The 19,696-nt window shown below is 45.7% G+C and carries 17 protein-coding genes; 9 read left to right on the forward strand and 8 right to left on the reverse strand.

Translation table 11 applies throughout. The features are described 5' to 3' along the window. Positions 1 to 102 precede the first annotated feature (102 nt). The gene (locus AC23N5_RS14060; protein WP_487756070.1) at positions 103 to 306 is read right to left on the reverse strand and encodes a hypothetical protein; all 204 of its coding nucleotides are present in this window, start codon (positions 304 to 306) and stop codon (positions 103 to 105) included. Between the two features lie 136 nt (positions 307 to 442). On the opposite strand from AC23N5_RS14060, the gene AC23N5_RS14065 reads away from it, so the two are divergent. From AC23N5_RS14065 to AC23N5_RS14085, 5 genes are all read left to right on the forward strand, one after another. Next, complete coding sequence (locus AC23N5_RS14065) at positions 443 to 1,654, forward strand: DUF418 domain-containing protein (protein WP_487756071.1); 1,212 nt, start codon at positions 443 to 445, stop codon at positions 1,652 to 1,654. Positions 1,655 to 1,692: 38 nt separating this feature from the next. Further along, positions 1,693 to 3,729 carry a M13 family metallopeptidase gene (locus tag AC23N5_RS14070; protein WP_487756072.1) on the forward strand — a complete coding sequence of 679 codons (2,037 nt, stop codon included), beginning with the start codon at positions 1,693 to 1,695 and terminating at the stop codon, positions 3,727 to 3,729. A gap of 113 nt (positions 3,730 to 3,842) precedes the next feature. Beyond that, positions 3,843 to 4,631, forward strand: coding sequence for an L-fucose dehydrogenase (locus tag AC23N5_RS14075; RefSeq protein ID WP_183971058.1), 789 nt, complete (start codon positions 3,843 to 3,845; stop codon positions 4,629 to 4,631). Positions 4,632 to 4,736: 105 nt separating this feature from the next. Continuing rightward, positions 4,737 to 5,957, forward strand: a complete 1,221-nt coding sequence (gene fucP, locus AC23N5_RS14080; RefSeq protein ID WP_487756073.1) for an L-fucose:H+ symporter permease — start codon at positions 4,737 to 4,739, stop codon at positions 5,955 to 5,957. 273 nt (positions 5,958 to 6,230) lie between these two features. Beyond that, positions 6,231 to 7,418, forward strand: coding sequence for an ATP-binding protein (locus AC23N5_RS14085; RefSeq protein WP_487756074.1), 1,188 nt, complete (start codon positions 6,231 to 6,233; stop codon positions 7,416 to 7,418). 8 nt (positions 7,419 to 7,426) lie between these two features. On the opposite strand, the gene AC23N5_RS14090 is transcribed toward AC23N5_RS14085, so the two are convergent. The 4 genes from AC23N5_RS14090 to AC23N5_RS14105 all read right to left on the reverse strand — a co-directional run bounded on the left by AC23N5_RS14090 (position 7,427) and on the right by AC23N5_RS14105 (position 10,815). Continuing rightward, the gene (locus AC23N5_RS14090; RefSeq protein WP_183971061.1) at positions 7,427 to 8,173 is read right to left on the reverse strand and encodes a LytR/AlgR family response regulator transcription factor; all 747 of its coding nucleotides are present in this window, start codon (positions 8,171 to 8,173) and stop codon (positions 7,427 to 7,429) included. Positions 8,174 to 8,201: 28 nt separating this feature from the next. Beyond that, a complete protein-coding gene (locus tag AC23N5_RS14095) occupies positions 8,202 to 9,962 on the reverse strand; it encodes a histidine kinase dimerization/phosphoacceptor domain -containing protein (RefSeq protein WP_487756075.1) in 1,761 nt (586 codons plus the stop codon). Positions 9,963 to 10,162: 200 nt separating this feature from the next. Next, complete coding sequence (locus tag AC23N5_RS14100; RefSeq protein WP_487756076.1) at positions 10,163 to 10,522, reverse strand: histidine kinase dimerization/phosphoacceptor domain -containing protein; 360 nt, start codon at positions 10,520 to 10,522, stop codon at positions 10,163 to 10,165. A 146-nt stretch (positions 10,523 to 10,668) separates the two neighbouring features. Beyond that, positions 10,669 to 10,815 (reverse strand): hypothetical protein, encoded by a 147-nt coding sequence (locus AC23N5_RS14105; protein ID WP_487756077.1) that lies wholly within the window; start codon positions 10,813 to 10,815, stop codon positions 10,669 to 10,671. A gap of 424 nt (positions 10,816 to 11,239) precedes the next feature. Between AC23N5_RS14105 and AC23N5_RS14110 the strand changes: the two genes are divergently transcribed. Then, complete coding sequence (locus AC23N5_RS14110) at positions 11,240 to 11,587, forward strand: LytTR family transcriptional regulator DNA-binding domain-containing protein (protein WP_487756078.1); 348 nt, start codon at positions 11,240 to 11,242, stop codon at positions 11,585 to 11,587. On the opposite strand, the gene AC23N5_RS14115 is transcribed toward AC23N5_RS14110, so the two are convergent. After that, entirely contained in the window at positions 11,584 to 12,738 is a 1,155-nt protein-coding gene (locus AC23N5_RS14115) for an iron-containing alcohol dehydrogenase (protein WP_487756079.1), read from the reverse strand. The genes AC23N5_RS14110 and AC23N5_RS14115 overlap by 4 nt on opposite strands. A gap of 116 nt (positions 12,739 to 12,854) precedes the next feature. Between AC23N5_RS14115 and AC23N5_RS14120 the strand changes: the two genes are divergently transcribed. After that, a complete protein-coding gene (locus tag AC23N5_RS14120) occupies positions 12,855 to 13,229 on the forward strand; it encodes a response regulator (RefSeq protein ID WP_183971074.1) in 375 nt (124 codons plus the stop codon). After that, positions 13,226 to 14,275, forward strand: coding sequence for an adenylate/guanylate cyclase domain-containing protein (locus tag AC23N5_RS14125; protein ID WP_487756080.1), 1,050 nt, complete (start codon positions 13,226 to 13,228; stop codon positions 14,273 to 14,275). Before AC23N5_RS14120 ends, AC23N5_RS14125 begins: the two co-directional genes overlap by 4 nt. 159 nt (positions 14,276 to 14,434) lie before the next feature. Here the strand turns inward: AC23N5_RS14125 and AC23N5_RS14130 are convergent, their stop codons facing one another. Next, the gene (locus AC23N5_RS14130; protein ID WP_487756081.1) at positions 14,435 to 14,650 is read right to left on the reverse strand and encodes a DUF3820 family protein; all 216 of its coding nucleotides are present in this window, start codon (positions 14,648 to 14,650) and stop codon (positions 14,435 to 14,437) included. Between the two features lie 113 nt (positions 14,651 to 14,763). Further along, positions 14,764 to 16,944 (reverse strand): penicillin acylase family protein, encoded by a 2,181-nt coding sequence (locus AC23N5_RS14135; protein ID WP_487756082.1) that lies wholly within the window; start codon positions 16,942 to 16,944, stop codon positions 14,764 to 14,766. Positions 16,945 to 17,065: 121 nt separating this feature from the next. Here AC23N5_RS14135 and AC23N5_RS14140 point away from each other — a divergent pair, with 121 nt between their 5' ends. Beyond that, positions 17,066 to 19,570 carry a cation-translocating P-type ATPase gene (locus tag AC23N5_RS14140; protein ID WP_487756083.1) on the forward strand — a complete coding sequence of 835 codons (2,505 nt, stop codon included), beginning with the start codon at positions 17,066 to 17,068 and terminating at the stop codon, positions 19,568 to 19,570. Positions 19,571 to 19,696: the final 126 nt, after the last annotated feature.

Genomic DNA, 19,696 nt, shown 5'->3' on the forward strand with positions numbered 1-19,696 from the left:
AAGAGGGTGAAAAGAAGAGTAAAAGAAACTAGAAGTGAAGAGTGTATTTGGAGGAGTATTACGATAACTCTGATAAAATTTGTATCTAATACAATACGTAACCTATTGGTTTTTATCGTTTAACCAATCTTGCATTGTTTGAGCAGTGTATCCTTTTTCTTCCCAAAGGCGAGACGTACGCTGACGTATGCGTTTAGCAAAAAAAGCAACTAGCACCTTTTTGAGTTCCGTCAATTCTTCTTCGGAAAGTTCATAGGCAAACGTCCTCAGAAGTTCAATTTGTACGTTGGTGAGTTTAGCTGTCATGACTATGAATGATTGTAAGGTACAAATATAATAAAATAACAAGGGAAGTGCCTAACTTGGGTGTCATACCACATAATAGAGTAATAACAGTACTGTTGCTTCTTTTATAAACAATTTACAGCCTTTTAAAAAACAGATGAATTCTACCCTCACTTCGCGTGTCCCGCTTATCGACGGGCTTCGGGGCTTTGCCCTTTTAGGTATCATTTTAGCACACTACATCGGATGGCACGGCGGCTGGTCGTTGCCCCAGGAAGTGAGCAAACCGTATCAATCGGACGTGCTCTCTCAAATTATCTGGACATTTGACGGAATATTAGTGACGGGGAAGTTCTTCGCCTTTTTCTCGTTTTTGTTTGGAGTAAGTTTTGGACTCATGCTCCTCCGAACCAGCGACCGTAAAGCGGCGTTTTTAGCTCGTTTTGCGTGGCGAATTACCCTGTTAGGTGGCATTGGGCTACTACATCATCTGCATTGGCGTGGCGATATTCTGAGCATTTATGCCATGGTAGGTTTCGGACTTTTGCTTTTTGCCAATGTCTCCGATAAGATTTTGCTGTGGGTTGCTATTGGTTTGATTGTCAATGTTCCTGCACGCCTTCAGGATGCGTACATGACTTTTCAACACATTGACACGGGGGCGATATGGGGAACGATTTTTGATGAACCAGGCAACAAACGTTACCTAAACTTGATTCGAGCGGGGGAGTATTTTCCATTTTTGGAAGATAACTGGGCTGCGTTTCCCAAAAAGATGAAATTCCAAGTCCTCAGCGGACGCCTTTACATCACCTTTGGCTTCTTTTTGTTGGGTTTTTGGTTTGCCCGTAAGCAACTCCTCCAGCAGTTCGAGGAGCACCGTATTTTCTTTCGGAAGTTACTCATTTACACTATTTCGGTGGTAGGTGTATTGCTTCTGATAGGCGTAGTTTTACAACTGAGTGGCATTTTCAACCAAACGATTCCGATGTGGTTATCGGCGTTGTTATCAATGCTCTATGACTTGATGAATGCCTGCATGGTGCTGTTTTACGTGGCAGGGGTCAGTTTTTTACTGTCCAAAAAAAGTTGGAGCAAGGTGCTTTCGTCACTGGCAGCCATCGGTAAAATGGCCCTGACGAGCTACCTTACTCAAACCTTATTGGGCTGGTTTATTTTCTTCGGATTTGGGCTCAATTTGCTGGGGAAGGTATCGCCAGCCGTTGGATATTTGATTGGAATTATGGTGTTTTTAGCCCAAATTGCGTTTAGTCAATGGTGGCTTGAGCGCTTCCGTTATGGCCCCGTCGAATGGCTTTGGCGCTCGTTGACCTACCTACGAATCCAACCTTTTCTGAAATCTCGCTAATGTTTAATTTTTGTACCTCGAAATAAACAACCTTTCCTATGAACAATTCCTTGAAAATCCTGTCGGCAATGGCTGTAGGTGCTTTTTTTGTGAGCTGCAAGTCGGAGTCTGACCAGCCGAAGCGAACGTCGTTTTTTGACGTAACGGGCATGGATTCAACCGCCAAACCCACCGATGACTTTTTTCAATACGCCAACGGTGGCTGGATGAAAAATACCAAAATCCCCGCCGACCAAACGGGATGGGGGTCGTTTTATACCTTGTACGAAGATAATTTAGCCAAGCTCCATACTATTTTGGAAGAAACGGCCAAAGGTTCGCATACGAAAGGGAGTTTGGAACAAAAAATCGGTGACTTGTATAAATCGGGCATGGATACCGTCACGATTGAGAAGAAAGGCTACGAACCTATCAAAGCCGATTTGGCCAAAGTCGATGGATTGAAAAGCAAACAAGACGTCATCAACTACGCAGCCAGCCTTCCGTCCGACCCAGGCAGTGTGTGGTTTAGTCTGTATGTGGGCAGCGACGAGAAAAACCCAGGCTACAATGCGTTGCAGTTTGCCCAAACGGGCTTGACGCTCCCTGAAAAAGATTACTATTTTCGCACGGATGCCGAAACGAAAAAAGTACGCGATGCTTTCAAAAAATACGTGACGACGCTTTTTACCTTGAGCGGAACCGATGCGGCCACGGCGCAGAAAAAAGCCGAAGGTATTCTCCAACTCGAAACCGAAATTGCTAAGTCGCACCGTAGCCCTGTGGAATTGCGGAATCCTGAAAAAAACTACAACAAGTTTGCTACCAAAGACCTTGCAAAGTTGACGCCTGGCATTGATTGGGTAAAATTGGTGCAAAAAATGGGCGTAAAAACCGATACGGTCATCATTGGTCAGCCCGACTATTACCGTGGCCTTGATCAGTTATTGAGCAAACAGCCTATCGACGTCATCAAAGACAAAATTCGCTTTTACATTTTGACAGGTGCAGCTTCTTCGTTGAGCAAAGGCTTTCGGGATGCGCAGTTTGAGTTTTACGGAAAAACCCTTAACGGTCAGCAAGTGCAAGAAGCTCGTTGGAAACAAATTACCAACGCCGTTGATGGCGGCTTGGGTGATTTGTTGGGACAATTGTTCGTAAAAAAACACTTCCCGCCTGCGGCCAAAACGCGCATGGATGAGCTGGTAAACAACCTCCAAGTGGTGTACGGCGACCGTATCAAGCGTTTGGACTGGATGAGCGATTCGACTAAAACCGAAGCGTTGAAGAAATTGAATTTGTACCTCAAGAAAATTGGCTATCCCGATACGTGGAAAGAGTATGCGGACGTGGAAATTGTGGCGGATAATTATTACGCCAACAGGCAGTCGATACGGGCGTCGGCGTTGAAGCTCGATTTTGCCAAAGTCGGAAAGCCCGTGGACAAAACCGAGTGGGGGATGACAGCGCCTACGGTGAATGCGTATTACAACCCAACGTTCAACGAAATTGTGTTCCCAGCGGGCATTTTGCAATTCCCATTCTTTGATAACGATGCCGACGATGCCATCAATTACGGCGCCATCGGGGCGGTGATTGGTCACGAAATGACGCACGGTTTTGACGACCAAGGAAGCCAATATAACTACATGGGAATGCTCAAAAATTGGTGGAAACCAGCCGATGCTGACCGTTTCAAACGCAAAGCGCTGGTGGTGGTGAAGCAATACAACAACTACACGGTGTTGAACAACGTCCACGTCAACGGAGAGCTTACGTTGGGAGAAAACATTGCCGACATCGGCGGGCTTTCGATTGCCTTTGAAGCCTTCAAACGTACCAAACAAGGACAAAGCAATGAGAAGATAGACGGATTTACGCCCGAACAGCGCTTTTTCTTGGGATTTGCGCAAGTATGGCGGATTAAGAACCGTGACGAAACGATGCGCACCCGCATTTCGGTGGACCCTCACTCGCCTGAGCATTTTCGGGTCAACGGGCCGTTGTCGAACATGCCTGAGTTTTACAAAGCGTTTAACATGAAGCCAACCGATAAAATGTATCGTCCTGATAGCGTTCGGGTAAGCATTTGGTAGCGGAAGAAAGGAAGCGTTTTTTAATTGTTTTTAGTAGTATTGCATGAGATTCAGGCCGTACAGTACTTATTAAATCTAAAACGTAACCATTTCACTAACTTTCTCTTTTACCTGTGAACTTACATCTTCGAGAAAAAGTCATTATCGTTTCAGGCGGTGCCAAAGGAATTGGCGAAGCCATTGCGCGTACCTTAGCCGTAGAAGAGGCCATTCCTGTGATTGTGGGGAGAAGCGCGGCTGATAACCAAGTGGTTATCGAAAAAATAGAAGCCTTAGGCGGCATGGCTTACGGCGTTGAAGCCGAACTTACCGACCCTGCCGAATGCGAAAAAGCCATTCGGTTGACGGTAGAGCGCTTTGGTCGGATTGATGGTTTGGTCAACAACGCAGGCGTCAACGACGGGGTAGGGCTTGAAAAAGGTAGCTATGAAGCATTTATGGCTTCGTTGCACAAAAACGTCGTGCACTATTATTTGTTGGCACAACACGCCCTGCCGTACTTGATTAAAACCAAAGGCCCGATTGTGAACGTTAGCTCGAAAGTAGCCGAAACGGGACAAGGAAATACGTCGGCCTATGCCGCGGCGAACGGCGCTCGTAATGCCCTCACGCGTGAATGGGCGGTCGAATTGTTGAAATACGGGATTCGAGTAAATGCGCTCATTGTAGCCGAATCGTGGACGCCGCTTTACGAAAAGTGGATTAAAACGTTACCGAATCCAGAAGAAACCCTCAACGAAATCAATAGCCGTATTCCTTTTGAAAATCGGATGACAAGCCCCGAGGAAATTGCGAATATGGTAACCTTCTTATTGTCGAATAAATCGAGTCACACCACGGGGCAGCTTATCCACGTGGATGGTGGTTACGTGCATTTAGATCGTTCGATTATTAAGCATTAGTCCTTGACCTTCCCGAAAGTTTTGAACTTTCGGGAAGGTCTGAACTTTCGGGAAGGTGATTTCTAACCTTACAAATAACCCTAAACTTCACTTACTAATTTATTGATGAAAAAAGCCCCTTTACTTACCGCCAAGTACGTCCCGACGTACGCTTTTGTGACGAGTCTTTTCCTTCTTTGGGGGATTGCCATTACGATGGGAGACTTATTGAATCGCCGTTTTCAGACGGTTTTGAACGTTTCTATCGCTGATTCTGGCTTGGTTCAGTTCTCGATTTTTGGTGCCTACTTTGTCATGGGAATTCCTGCGGGATTATTCATGAAAAAGTATGGATACAAAAACGGCGTACTGCTTGGCTTGGGCTTGTATGCCATCGGGGCGTTCCTGTTTTATCCCGCTGCCGAGGCGCAATCGTTCGATTTCTTTCGGTTAGCCCTTTTTATTTTGGCTTGTGGACTGGCTACACTCGAAACCGTAGCTCACCCGTTCTCGGCGGCTTTGGGTCACGAAGAAACTTCGGAACAACGCATTAACCTTTCCCAAACTTTCAACGGGGTAGGGGCGATTTTGGGGCCTGTATTGGGTTCATTTATCATTTTGCGTAACGTCCCTACGGGCGACGTCGTCCATGACCTTGCACCAGTGAAGTATTTGTACATTGTGATAGGGGCGGTGGTACTTAGCGTGGCCATTGCGTTTTCGTTTATCAAAGTACCTCCATTGACCGAAGAAAGTACGGAAGTAGAAGAAGGGACAAGTACAGGTCCGAAAAAAGGATTGTTTGAGCACCGTCACTTTATTTGGGCGGCGATTGCGCAGTTTTTTAACGTAGCAGCACAAGGCGCGACTTGGGCGTTTTTTATCAACTACGCCGTCAAATACATGCCCGACATGACCGACGAAAAAGCGGGGTATTATTTCTCGTTTAGCATGGTGTTGTTGTTGGCAGGTCGTGCGGTAGGTACTTTCTTGATGCGTTTTATCAAGCCTAATACCCTGCTTGCTATTTTTGCAGCGGCCAACATCGTATTGTGTTTGATTATTTCTCAAACGTGGGGGTGGGCGTCGTTTATCGCTTTGATGATGCTCAACTTCTTTATGAGTATCATGTTCCCAACGATTTTTGGATTAGGCCTTCGCAACCTTGGCGAGCATAAGCAACGTGCATCGTCGTTTATTGTCATGGGAGTTGTGGGTGGTGCGGTTTTCCCGCCTATCATGGGGAAAGTAGCCGACATCGACGTGGCTCAATCGTACTTGACACCGATTATTTGTTATGTCGTAATTCTATTGTTTGGTTTGGTCTTTTCTAAGCCTAAAAACTAGCCATACACTTCCATAAGAAAAGCCTCAGATTCTCTGGAATTTGGGGCTTTTTTTGTTTCGTTTTTCTGCCAGATAGCGCGCGCGTTCCGCTCGTGATATTTATTATAAGGCTTCTAGCCTTTTCAATATTGACTAATAGGCTGGAAGCCTTTAAATAGTCAGCAGTCGGGTTGTGAGCAAACCTCAGCACGTTAGCACATTTGCTACAAATTCCTTGTGATTTAAGCCATTATTCATGTAATTTGAACTTTTAAAATTCAAATTACATGAATAATGATTCCAAGATACCTACAACAAATTATTCAGCAATCACTTCGTTTTTTTCCTGCAGTAGGAATTTTGGGGCCTCGACAGGTAGGGAAAACTACCTTGGCGAAGCAATTAGTAAGTGATTTAACAAGACCCTTTTTATATTTTGATTTAGAACTACTTGACGACTACCAAACCCTTAGCCAAAATGCGGCATGGGTTATTGATACTAACCGTGAAAAAACTATTATTATTGACGAAGTACAACGGCTACTTCCTATTTTTCCTCAGCTACGGGGGCTTATTGACCGTGACCGACAACCTGGTAGATTTATTCTTTTAGGTTCGGCATCCCTTCAGTTTTTACAGAAAAGTTCAGAATCATTGGCAGGACGCATTGCCTATCACGAACTTATGCCCCTGCAAATTGAAGAAGCACAATCTACGCAAATTTCAGTGCCAACGTTATGGTTTAGGGGAGGCTTTCCTGATGCTTTATTGGCGCCAAGTGACGACTTTTGGTATCTTTGGCAACAAAATTTTGTCAAAACGTATATTGAGCAGGATTTATCTCAGTTGGGTATTAATGCTTCTCCCAGTTTACTTGCTAATTTCTTGAGAATGTTGGCTCACAATCACGGTGCTTTGCTCAATTATTCTACGCTGGCTAATTCGCTTGGGATTTCTCACACAACAGTACAACGTTATATTACCATCCTCGAACAAGCATACATCATCAGGAGACTTGAACCATGGTTTGTAAATGTTTCCAAACGTATTGTTAAAAGCCCGAAACTTTATTTGATAGACAGCGGTAGCTTACACTTTTTGCATGGCCTTCGTACACAATCACATCTTTTTCAACATCCGATAGCGGGGGCTTCTTGGGAAGGGTTTGTGATTGAGCAAATTATTAGAAGGCTTAGAAATGGCGTTTTCCCCTATTTTTATCGTACATCCAATGGTGCGGAAATGGATTTGGTGTTAGTTGAAGGTATTCAACCAATGGTATCCATAGAAATCAAACTGTCACTTAATCCCGCCTTAAAACGAGGTTCAACCGAATCTGTGACAGATTTGGGTACTTCTCATAACCTTGTAATCACTCCTCAAGGGGGTAATTTGAGTGTGCGCCCTAATTGGATTCATTGCAATGTGGAAGAGGCAATAAAACAACTAGAGAATTTAGGATTGGCCGAAAAAATAGTTTAGACGCATGTTTAGGGCGTTCGTACGATGGCTAGGCGTTGGAGAAGTTCTCGGTGTTGGTTTTCGGGAAATGGTACCGCAGTATCCCGATTGGTCATAAAAAGCTGACCTTTCTCAATCCGTTCGATGTAATCTAGGTTGACCACCAGTGAGCGCGATAAGCGATGAAAGCCTTGAATCATAAAAAACTGCGCCAAGTAGCCCAAATTCATCGAAAATATCAACGGTTTGGCATCTTTCACGGTATGTACTTCTACGTACGAACCCGCCGCCATCAAATACATGACTTCCTTTTTATTGACCTTAATGTATCCTTTCCCCTGATCTACGGGCAAAAATAAAGAAAGCGAGGTGTGCGGATTAACGGGCGTGGCGTGTTGCGCTTTGTAGTTATAATAAGCCAGTTCAATCTGAATCGCCAATTCTTTGTGGCGAAAAGGTTTTAGTAAGTACGCAGCGGGGCGTGTCTCTTGGGCTTGGGCTACAATGCCAGGGTCGTCGTGTGCGGTGAGGTAAATGACGGGCATTGGGCTGATGGCAATCATTTGTTTGGCAATCATAATGCCCGTATCTGCCGTTCCTTCCAGCGTTATATCGACCAGCGCCAAGTCAGGTACCTGGTGTTTGACCACGTTGAGCGCTTCGCGCGAATTGCGCGCTTGGCCGATAATTTCGTGCCCCGCCTGTTCGAGCGTTTCTTGGATGGATTCGGCCATGGTGAGGTCATCCTCGACAATAAGAACTTTTAAGCTTTTCATCGTAAGTGGTAATCGGGTAGTGGGTTAGTTATACTTTAAAATTCAATCGAAACAAAGAGCCGTTGTGTATTTCAAAAGCGTATTTCGCGTAGAGTTGGTCGGCTTGGAGTTGGATGAGTCTCATGCCGAAGGAGGATTTTTTGTTAATCGGTTTTTCGGGGATAAACCCTCGTCCGTTGTCGGCGACTTGGAGCGTCCAAAGGCGGTTAGATTGTTCGCAGCTCAGCGACCATTGCGGTGCTTCGTGGTCGGGGAACGCGTATTTGCAGGCATTGGTGAGCAACTCATTGATAATAAGCCCAATGCGCATGGCGTGGTCGATGGGCAAATGCAAGGAGGGAGAAATGTTGGTTTGCACCTGAACATGTTCGTAGTCAAAGGTTTGTAATCCTACTTTGACGATTTCCGTTAGAAAATCGTGAACGTTGACTTCGCCGAGGGTTTGTCCTGTATAGAGGGTTCGTTGGAGCACCGACATGACCTCAATGCGGAGCTGGGTTTCTTCCAAAACGTTTTTGGTGGCATCGTCGGTGAGGCGGTTGAGTTGTAAGTTCAAAAGACTCGAAACGAGTTGTAGGTTGTTTTTGACGCGGTGGTTTTGCTCACGCACGAGCAAAGCGTTCGACTCACTCAGGCGGTGGTTTTTGACAGAAATGCGATAAAAAGCTATGCTAATGCCCAATGCCCCAACCAATAAGACTACCAAAATTTGGACAAAGCGTTGCTGCGTTTGTTGGTTTTGCTGGCTAAGTTGAAGTTCGAGTTGTTTGGCTTTGAGCTCGGCTTCTTTTTGCTCGGTTTCGTATTCTACACTGAGGCGGGAGATGGCACCCTCGCGGTCGGCGTGGAGTTTTTGGTATTCAGCGCCGTGTACCCGTTGAGCGTAGTCGAATGCCTTTTGCCAATTACGCGTAGCGGTGTAGTACTCCCGATAAAGTGCATTTATACTGGTTTGAAAAGTTTTGTCAATCGAGTGTGACGGTAATGCTGGGATTTCTTGCTCAATTTCTTGAATGAGTGATTTTACTTTATGGAGCTCTTTGAACTGAAGGCACGCTTGGGCTAATTGTAATTTGGCGATGACTATTTCAGTCGGTTTTTGTTCTTTGAGGCAGATGTCAAGGGCTTTTTGGTGGTAAGTAATGGATTTTGGGTCGTTTCTTCTTCGTAATTCAGTTCCCAAATTAATCATAACTGCGCGCACGTCCATAGGGTTACCATACGAGTTAACCAGCTTTTCTTTTTTACGTAAATAATACAATACGCTATCGTAGTTGGGCGACGGGTATTTGGTGTTTTTTCCTCCTTCAGACCAATCCATACCATGAATTGACTGCACGGAGCTGTAGGCCAATGATAGCGCCTTAGTAGAGTTGATACGTTCGGCTACTTGCAGTGCTAATTGCGCATAACGGTAGGCTTCTTTGTAATGGAACAGTGTTCCTTCGATGGTAGTGAGGCGATAGTATAGGCGCGAGAGCTCGAAGGAGTCACCGCGTTTTTCTTGAATTTTCAGTGAGCGTAAGAAATAACGTTTGGCGGTTAGATAATCGCCCACTGCTTCGTAGATTTTTCCATAAAGGTACCACCCCTCCGCGAGCTGGATAGTGTCTTTGGTTTTGAGGGCATTCTTAATGACGGCATTGGCCCACTGGACTTTGTGGGGCTGGAGGGGGAGAAAGTGGGTGGTTGGAGTTTGGGCAATACTACCAACGCTACTTACCATGACAAGGATGATAAGTGCCTTTGTAAAGTGGCTCATTTGAATACTTAATCCAAGGTTACTCATAGGTATCGCAAGCACCGTGACCCGTTGGCGTTTGCCTTGCTAAAATAAGCCTTATTTATTTTTTAAGGATAAAAACTTATCGAACGGTAAATAGAAAATGTACGTATAGAAACATTAAAAATGTGTTTCACAAAGAATATGCCTTGTTTCACAAAGAAAAATGAAGTTTTGGTAAAATAAGTAATCGTATCGTATGCTTTTTAAGTTGGTTGTACTTTGAATTTTATTTGGAACAGTGAGCCATTATTTTTTTCGAATTGATAGGTAGCATAGAGTTGGTCGGCTTGGAGTTGGATGAGTCTCATACCGAAACCTGTATAGAGGGTTCGTTGGAGCACGGACATGACCTCAATGCGAAGTTGAGTTTCTTCCAAAACGTTTTTGGTGGCATCGTCGGTGAGGCGGTTGAGTTGTAAGTTGAGGAGACTCGAAACGAGTTGAAGGTTATTTTTGACGCGGTGGTTTTGCTCACGTACCAGCAAGGCATTTGATTCACTCAGGCGGTGGTTTTTGACAGAAATGCGGTAAAACGCAATACTAAGGCCCAATGCCCCAACCAACGAATCGCCCTTTTTCTCCTGTATTCTGAGTGATTTTAGAAAATAGCGTTTGGAGGTTAGTCAATCGCCCGAGGCTTGATAGATTTTCCCGTAAAGGTACCACCCCTCGGCGAGCTGAAGCGTGTCTTTGGTTTTAAGGGCATTCTTTATAACGGCGTTGCATTGGACTTTGTGGCGTTGGAGAGGGAGGAAGCGGGGGATTGGGCAATACTACTGACGGTACTTATCATTACAAGGATGATAAGTGCCTTCGCAAAATGGCTCATTTGAATACTTAATCCAATGGTGCTCATAATAGGTATAGCAAGCACCGTGACCCGTTGGCATTTGCCTTGCTAAAATAAGCCTTATTTTTTTTAAGGATAAAAACTTATCAAACGGTAAATAGAAAATGTACGTGTAGAAACATTAAAAATGTGTTTCACGAAGAATATGCCTTGTTTCACAAAGAGAAATGAAGTTTTGGTAAAATAAGTAACCATTTGAAGTGCATTGGCAAAATGGATTTTACTGTGGTTATCTTAGCAGTAGCATCTGCAAAGCTAATGGAACAGCTACAAAAATTAGATGTGCTTATTTAGTTGAAATAATAGTGTCCCCCTCCATAAAACAAACCCTCACATCCACAAAGAAAATAGCCTTGTTCGTAAAGTCGTGCTGTAAAGTATGCTAAAGATTTAGGAAATTGTACCAATCGTACCAAATCTCCACCCGAATATGATGCACGGTTTACAAATTCCTAATCAAGCCAATAAGTTATGGATTGCTTCCGATGAAATTGTTGCGTTACGAAGCGTGCGAAACTATACCGAAATTATCCATACCAATGGTAAAAAGTTCTTGTTCTCAAGAACCCTAAAAATTGTCGCCCAACGACTTGCGGCGAGCGAACAATTTTTTAGAGTCAGTCGAGGAAGCTTTATTAATTTAAGTCAAGTTTCGCATTATTGCCAAATCGACTTTTCGCTAGAAATACACTTGTCTAATGGTGAGGTGGAGGTTGTTTCGCGCCGCCGACAGATGGATTTTCTTACGGCATTTGCAAAAGTCAATAAGGCAAGCTAGGCCAAACTAAGCTCCAAAATTTCGCCCACTACCTGTGGTGTGATGTCGGCTCGCTCGCCAAAGTTCATCCCGCGTGCTTCAAAACGCTGTACCACTTCGGTGACGGTACTAGTTGGAATAGCATACGCACTGGCTTTGGTAGGAATCCCCAACGATTCGTAGAAATCTGCCGTCTTTTGAATAGCACCCGCCACTAGTTCGTCGTCCGTGCCTGTCAATTGCCACACTCGACGGCCGTACTGAAGCAGTTTTTTGCGCTTGGTCTCTTTCTTGATTTCCAACAGATGAGGCAATACGACTGCCAACGTACGCGCATGGTCGATGCCGTGCAAAGCCGTGAGTTCGTGGCCGATTTGGTGCGTAGCCCAGTCGGTAGGAACTCCTGCGGCTAGTAAGCCATTTAGGGCCATGGTCGCGGCCCACATGATGTTGGCGGCTGCGTCGTAGTCGGTGGGGTTTGCCAACATTTTAGGACCTTCGTCGATGAGCGTGAGCAACACACCTTCCGCCATTCGGTCTTGCATTTCGGCGCGGACGGGGTAGGTCATGTATTGTTCCATGACGTGCGTAAACGCATCGGCAATGCCGTTGGCAATTTGGCGAGGGGGCAGTGAAAACGTGGTTTCGGGGTCGAGTATCGAAAACTGCGGATAAACGAGCGGATTGCCCATGCCTTTTTTCTCCTGCGTTTCTTGGCGACTGATAACCGCGTAGTAGTTCATTTCTGAACCCGTTGCGGGCAGTGTGAGTACGGCGCCAATGGGAATCGCCTTCGTAAATTTGGCACGGTTGGCCACAATTTGCCACGCATCGGGGCCTTCAAAAGGAATGGCAGCGGCCATAAATTTGGTGCCGTCAAGTACCGAACCTCCACCGACGGAGAGCAAGAAGTCTATGCCCTCTTGGCGCGCTATCTCAACCCCTTTCATGAGGGTTTCGTAGGTTGGGTTGGCCTCGATACCGCCAAATTCTACTACTGTGTAGCTACTGAGTGCTGCTTTTACTTGGTCATATACCCCATTTTTAAAGATACTTCCTCCGCCGTAGGTGAGCATCACTTTGGCTTGAGCAGGAATTTGTTTGGGAAGTTGCGCCATTTGTCCTTTTCCGAACAGGATGCGCACGGGATTATGGTATTGAAAATTGTTCATACAACAGAAAATTTATTCGACCTGGCCTTATGTCTTTTCTCTCCTAACTATCGGTTTCCTACTTTAGTTTCCAACATTTTTTGTATTATTACACCTGCAAAACCTGCTGCAACCCTATGAAAATTCTAGTTGTTGACGACGAACACGATATAAAAACCCTTTTTGAACAGCGCTTTCGGCGTGAAATTCGAAGCGGTGAACTGAATTTCAACTTCGCGTATTCGGGAGAAGAAGCCCTCGATTTCCTCAAAGACCATTTGTCAGAAGTTGTGCTCATTTTGTCGGATATTAACATGCCAGGGATGAGCGGGATTGAGCTTCTCAAACGAATTCGTAGTACGCATCCGATGTCGCCACCGACCATTATGATGATTACTGCTTATAACGACGAAGAAAACTACAACCAAGCGAAACAGTTTGGGGCCGATGATTTCTTGAACAAACCCATTGATTTTTCCAGTCTGAAACAAAAACTCTTCGAATCGTTATGACAAAAGCCAAAATGCTCGTCGTGGACGACGAAAGCGATTTGGAATTGCTTATTAAACAGAAATTTAGGCGCAAAATTCGGGAGGGTTCCTACGAGTTTCACTTTGCCCCCAACGGCGCCGAAGCCATAGAAGTGATTCAAAAAGAGTCAAATATCGACTTGGTGTTGAGCGACATCAATATGCCCGTGATGGACGGACTGACGCTGTTGAGCAAGGTGAACGAATTGAGCCCGCTCATCAAAGTGGTGATGGTATCGGCCTATAGCGATATGGATAACATTCGTACGGCCATGAATCGCGGGGCGTTTGACTTTGTTTGCAAACCTGTCAATTTTGACGATTTGGAAGTCACCGTCGAAAAAACCCTGCAACACGTACAGCACCTGCGGGAAACTTTGCAGGCCATCAAGGAAAACAACATCCTGCGAATGTACGTCGATGAAAACGTGCTGAATTTTATGAACCGTCAAGAGTTTGAGTCATCGCTGATGGCCAACGAACTCGTGGAGGCGACTGTCATGTTTATCGACATTTGCGGGTTTACGGCCATTACTGAAAACGTGGACGCAGACACGGTGGTAAAGCTTATCAACAAGTACTTTGACGTGATGGTGAAAGAAATCATTGCGCAAGGTGGGCACGTTGATAAGTTCATGGGCGACGCTGTGATGGCGGTTTTTCGAGGAGAATATCACCTCGATCATGCCGTTGAGGCAGCTTTAGCGGTTCGTGCTCATATCGAGGAAATAGAAGAAAACTTGCTGAATCACAGTACGTTTATGCCGCGCGTGGCGATTGGTATTAATTCTGGTGAAATGATTTCGGGCAATATTGGTTCGGTGTCTTTGCGTCGTTTGGATTATACGGTGATTGGCGACACCGTCAACGTAGCCCAGCGTTTCCAGTCGGCGGCCAAGCCAGGTCAAATTGTGATTGGCCAACGTGCGTACGATAACATCAAAGAATCATTTCAATGCAAGCCCATTGGCGAAGTGACGCTCAAAAACAAAGCCAACCCGCTGATGATTTATGAAGTGATTGCGTAGTATTTGAGCTACCTTCCCGAAAGTTCAAAACTTTCGGGAAGGTTTGAACTCAAAAACAAAGCCAACCCGCTGATGATTTATGAAGTAATTGCGTAGTATTTGAGCCACCTTCCCGAAAGTTTTCATCTTCCCGAAAGTTCAAAACTTTCGGGAAGATATTTATTTCAACGGCTTCAACAAGTACTCTAAACCATTGATTTTGATTTCGTAGAGGGTAGAAAGCAACATGCCTAGCTTCCCCGCAGGAAAACCCTTGGCATGAAACCACACTAAATAAGGCTCTGGCAAGTCGCAGAGTATCACTCCTTTGTACTTCCCAAAAGGCATTTTTATTTCTACTAAATCTTGGAGTAAATTGGGGTTGAAACCTTCCATAAGTTACAAATTATACGGGGTTTTGAGAAACCCCTTTCACAAGTGAAAAACCTTCCATGAGTTGTGAGTGGGGTACCTTCCCGAAAGTTATAAAACTTTCGGGAAGGTTGTTTTTATTGGCCAGGATGATACGTTCGTTCGGCGTTTTTGAGGACGTCTTCTTTGTAAAACAATACCTCTTTGAATTTTCCTTGGATGTACATTTCGGCTTGGTCGCTGAAATGCTTAGACGCGGGGTCGCCGCTGTTGCCACCTGCCAAAAGTGATTTTGCTTTGATACGAGGGCCAAACTCAACGGCACAGATAAAACTGTTGCCACTCACGCCGTAGCGCTTGTTGGTGCCTGCGTAGGGGCGGCTGTTGTACGACGGCAACATTCCCCACAGTGCCGATGCGTATTTGACAGGGTAACTAGGCTGGGCGTCGTCGTGTTTGGATTGAATGTCGTTGGTAAGGCGCTGAAAACGATTGACTTCCCCCCAAGGCATTTGCCATTTTCCAAACTTTGTTTTCAATTCGGCCAACGTAGCGAGTAGGGGAGTGGTAAGTTGCGCCAAGGTAGCGTTGGCGGCAAAAAGCTTGGTGTTTTCCACTTGGTCGCGTTCGCCTTGGTCGATGTACAAGCGCGTAATCGTGGGCGTAAGTTTTTGTGCCCATTCGATGGCGAGGGTGGTCGCTACTGAGTTTTCGGCGACGTGGTAGTCCCATTTTTTCAACAATTGCACCGCTTCGGCCAGCGAAGTATAGAGCGAATCGCTGGGTTTTACATTTTTCTCGAACGACGTTACCAACGCAGGAACCAGTACCTCAAAGGCCGACAAGTAGGTGTCGTAGCCAGCCTCAATGACTTTATCCAGCGTGTATCCTTTTTGGTTGCTCAACACCCGAACCGCGTTTACCCCTCGAAAATTCTCTCCGTCGGGTGCCATGTACGGTGGGTAGTTTTCGCGCTTAGGGCTTGCTGGGCCTGAAACGGTAAAAGGCGTAGAATTGCAGTTCTGAATCCAGCCGTTGGTGGGGTTGTAAATGTGTACGGTTTCGTCCACGGGGTGCAATCCTTTCCATTCGGTGGTGGGGGTGGTGCCGTCCATCAGTTTTGCCCAATTCAACGATTTGTCGCGGATAGGTACATAGTTGCCGTGCCAGTACGCGATATTGCCTTTGTTATCGGCAAAAACGGTGTTGTTGGAGGTGTTTCCTTTCAAGTCCATCGTTTTTTTGTATTCTTCAAACCCCTTGGCTTTGGTACGTTTCCAACTTTGTACAAGACTGGTCACGGAACGGTTAAACGAGCGCAAGCTCACCCATTTCCCTTCGCGTTTGGCCATAACGGGGCCGTGGTGGGTAAAATAGGTAGTGAATGTTTTTGATTTTAATTCGTTGTTGTCTAAATACTTAATAGTGATTTTCTTTTCCGTGACGGGCTTGAGTTGCTGGTTGTATTCGTAAAAAAACGCGTCTCCTTTTTTGGTTACTTTTTCGGCGTAAATATCGGCTACATCGACATTACAAGAAGTGTGCATCCAACCGCAGTATTTGTTAAATCCTTGATAAACAAAAAACTGTCCCCAAGTAACTGCCCCGTAAGCGTGAAGTCCCTCGTCGCTCACAACTTGTACTTCGGGGCGAAAATAAAACGTTACGTGGGGGTTGATGTACAAAATGGCGTTGCCCGATGCCGTGATAGAAGGGCCAAATGCAAAGCCGTTTGAACCCGTTTGGTGCTCAGGGTCTTTGGGGGGAGCGATGGCCGCCGTGACCTCGCCCGAGTAAAAGTTTTTTAACTCTGCCACGCTCAAATCGGCCGTACTGATGGCTCCAATGCTGCCGTCGGTCCAAAGTAGCTGAAACCAAGGCTCAAAACGTTGAAGCAGGGCGGGCTTGGTTTGAGGGTGTTTGTACAAATAATAATTAATGCCGTCGGCGTACGCTTGAAGTAATTTCTTGAGCCACGGTTCGGCTTTTTTGTAGTCCGAAATGGCTTCTGCGGTGTCTATCAATAGTTTGATTTGGAGGTCGTTGTACAGCGCCGATTCACCTTTGAGTTCTGCCGTACGGCCTAGTTTTTCGATGTAGTTCATTTCGACCCGCTTAAAATCGTCTTCGCATTGCGCATAGAGGAGTCCAAACACCGCATCGGCGTCGGTTTTCCCGTAAATGTGCGGAATCCCCCAGTTGTCGCGAACGATGGTCACGCGCTTGGCTTGCTGCTCATAACGGGCTATCTCGGCTTTCGTAAAACGTTGGGCGAATAGCGAAAGCGGTAAGCAGAAAAGTAAAAGTAAGTATTTCATAAGGGTTATTAAAAGGAGTTTGTGGATGAAATCAGGTGCGGAATCCCGCATATTTTGTAGTTTTAGCAAACTTATCAATTCCTCTTTCAAGCACAAAAAGAAATCACAAATCGTTTTGCTCATGCCTTCACATCCTTATCCATTCCAAGGTCTTACCGATGCCCAAGTCGAGCAGTCGCGGCGAGAAAATGGTACAAATGCCCTTCAAGATACGTCCAATAGTGCTTGGTGGGAAGCCCTCAAAGAAACCGTTACGGAGCCGATGTTTATTTTGCTGGTAGCTTGTACTGTCATCTATTTTTCGCTCAATGAACTCTCCGAAGGTTTTTTTATGCTGGGGGCGATTTTGGTCGTGTCGGCCATCTCGTTTTACCAAGACTCACGCAGTAAAAAAGCCCTCGAAGCCCTAAAAACCTATACCCAAGCCTCCACGGCCGTGATTCGAAACAATGAAGTCGTAGAACTTCCTTCGAGTGAGATTGTGGTCGGCGATGTGGTGGTGGTATCGGAAGGTGAACTCATTCCTGCGGATGGTACGTTGCTCCAAATCCACGATTTTTCGGTCAATGAGTCCATCCTGACGGGCGAAGCTTTTGCGGTTCACAAAGAACTTCAAAATGCCGAAAATAATCAGGTGTTTCAGGGAGCATTGGTGCAGTCGGGGCAAGGTGTGTTTGAAACAACGGCCGTGGGGCAGCATACGCGGTTGGGGGAAATTGGTACGTCTTTGGCAACGATAGAAACCGAAAAAACGCCTTTACAGCTTCAAATCGACCAATTTGTAAAACGGATGGCGGCGGTTGGGGCGGTTATTTTCGTGTTGATTTGGGGAATAAATTACGTTCAATCGCGCGATGTTTTAGGCAGTTTACTCAAAGGTTTAACCATTGCAATGTCGGTGTTGCCCGAGGAAATTCCCGTGGCATTTGCTACGTTTATGGCGCTTGGGGCTTGGCGGCTCATGCAGCAAGGAATTATCGTAAAGCAAACTCAGACGGTGGAAGCGCTAGGCTCAGCGACGGTGATTTGTACCGATAAAACGGGAACAATTACCGAAAATAAAATGGCCCTGCATCGTTTGTATGTCAACGAAAGCGAAGAGGTTTTGGATGAAAATCAGTGGCAAAATGCACCTGCTCGGCGGCTGATTGAAGTGGCCATGTGGGCAAGTGAACCCGCCCCCTTTGACCCCATGGAAAAAGCCCTGCACGAAGCCTATCGCCAATCGACGGAAAAAGACGAGCGCTCGGAGTTTCGGTTGGTACACGAATATCCACTTTCGGGGAAGCCGCCGATGATGACTCACGTCTTTGAAAATCAGTCTGGAAAACGAATTATTGCTTGCAAAGGAGCGCCCGAAGCGCTTCTGCGTCATTCTACGTTGAGCGACGAAGAGAAAGAAAAAGTACACCGCCAAGTCGCGGCTTTTGCCGCCGATGGGCTGCGGATGCTTGGGGTAGGCGTGGCTTCTTTTGAAGGAAAAACGTTTCCCGAAAAACAACAAGAGTTGGCGTTTGAGTTTTTAGGGTTGGTTGGTTTCTACGACCCACCAAAACCCAATATTGCCAAGGTATTTAAGCAGTTCTACGACGCAGGCATTCAGCTAAAAATCATTACGGGAGACAATTCCCTCACGACGGAGGCCATCGCCAAACAGGCGCATTTCAGAAGTACTACCCCACCATTGACGGGAGAGGAGTTGCTACGCCTTTCTCCCGAAGATGCCGAAAAGAAAATTGCCGAAACGACGCTGTTTACCCGTATGTTTCCTGAAGCAAAGTTGAAAATTATCAATACGTTGAAAGCCCAACAACAGGTAGTGGGAATGACGGGAGACGGAGTCAACGACGGCCCAGCCCTCAAAGCGGCTCACATTGGGATTGCGATGGGAAAACGAGGTTCGGAAATCGCGAAACAAGCTTCGTCATTGATTCTGATTGACGATGATTTTGGCAAAATGGTCGATGCCGTAGCGGCAGGGCGAAAAATTTATAATAACCTTAAAAAAGCCATCCAATACATTATATCCATTCACATTCCAATCATCCTGACCGTGGCGTTGCCGCTGGTGCTAGGTTGGGTGTATCCCGCCATTTTTACGCCCGTTCACGTTATCTTTTTAGAACTAATCATGGGGCCAACTTGCTCGATTGTCTATGAAAATGAACCGCTCGAAAAACGCAGCATGCACCAACCTCCCCGCCCGATGACGACCACTTTTCTGAACCTTCGTGAGTTGTCGATTAGCATTGTACAAGGGCTGATGATTACGGCGGGAACTTTGTTTATCTACCAATATTCAGTTCGACAGGGGTATTCGGAAGACCAAACTCGGACGATGGTGTTTGTCACGCTAGTGATTGCAAACATCTTTTTGACGCTCGCCAATCGGTCTTTCTATAACTCAGTGATTGAGAGTTTTAAGTATAAAAATAACTTATTGCTGGGCGTGATTGGGATAACTATCGTGCTTTTGGCGGGGCTGGTGTATGTTCCAGTTTTAGCCAATTTTTTCAAACTTACGCCGTTGTCATTGAACCAGTTAGGTTTTGTTAGCTTGGTTGGTTTGGTCAGTGTCGGCTGGTTTGAAGGCTTTAAATGGGGAAAGAGAAAACGATTTTGGTAAGGAAGAAAATGTACCTTCAATGGCTTAGACAACGGCTGTTTGGTTGATAATGAGAATATATATACTTTCGTTTGTTCAACTCACGGCTTGGCCTTTCTCTAATTTACCAATTAACCTCAACTAATT

The organism is Runella sp. R5_40, assembly GCF_057652295.1.

Bases quoted from the DNA above. Each gene is read 5' to 3' on its own strand.
- AC23N5_RS14060 (WP_487756070.1), bottom strand. From the start codon at position 306: ATGACAGCTAAACTCACCAACGTACAAATTGAACTTCTGAGGACGTTT.
- AC23N5_RS14065 (WP_487756071.1), top strand. From the start codon at position 443: ATGAATTCTACCCTCACTTCGCGTGTCCCGCTTATCGACGGGCTTCGG.
- AC23N5_RS14070 (WP_487756072.1), top strand. From the start codon at position 1,693: ATGAACAATTCCTTGAAAATCCTGTCGGCAATGGCTGTAGGTGCTTTT.
- fucP (WP_487756073.1), top strand. From the start codon at position 4,737: ATGAAAAAAGCCCCTTTACTTACCGCCAAGTACGTCCCGACGTACGCT.
- AC23N5_RS14085 (WP_487756074.1), top strand. From the start codon at position 6,231: ATGATTCCAAGATACCTACAACAAATTATTCAGCAATCACTTCGTTTT.
- AC23N5_RS14090 (WP_183971061.1), bottom strand. From the start codon at position 8,173: ATGAAAAGCTTAAAAGTTCTTATTGTCGAGGATGACCTCACCATGGCC.
- AC23N5_RS14095 (WP_487756075.1), bottom strand. From the start codon at position 9,962: ATGAGTAACCTTGGATTAAGTATTCAAATGAGCCACTTTACAAAGGCA.
- AC23N5_RS14105 (WP_487756077.1), bottom strand. From the start codon at position 10,815: ATGAGCACCATTGGATTAAGTATTCAAATGAGCCATTTTGCGAAGGCA.
- AC23N5_RS14110 (WP_487756078.1), top strand. From the start codon at position 11,240: ATGATGCACGGTTTACAAATTCCTAATCAAGCCAATAAGTTATGGATT.
- AC23N5_RS14115 (WP_487756079.1), bottom strand. From the start codon at position 12,738: ATGAACAATTTTCAATACCATAATCCCGTGCGCATCCTGTTCGGAAAA.
- AC23N5_RS14120 (WP_183971074.1), top strand. From the start codon at position 12,855: ATGAAAATTCTAGTTGTTGACGACGAACACGATATAAAAACCCTTTTT.
- AC23N5_RS14125 (WP_487756080.1), top strand. From the start codon at position 13,226: ATGACAAAAGCCAAAATGCTCGTCGTGGACGACGAAAGCGATTTGGAA.
- AC23N5_RS14130 (WP_487756081.1), bottom strand. From the start codon at position 14,650: ATGGAAGGTTTCAACCCCAATTTACTCCAAGATTTAGTAGAAATAAAA.
- AC23N5_RS14135 (WP_487756082.1), bottom strand. From the start codon at position 16,944: ATGAAATACTTACTTTTACTTTTCTGCTTACCGCTTTCGCTATTCGCC.
- AC23N5_RS14140 (WP_487756083.1), top strand. From the start codon at position 17,066: ATGCCTTCACATCCTTATCCATTCCAAGGTCTTACCGATGCCCAAGTC.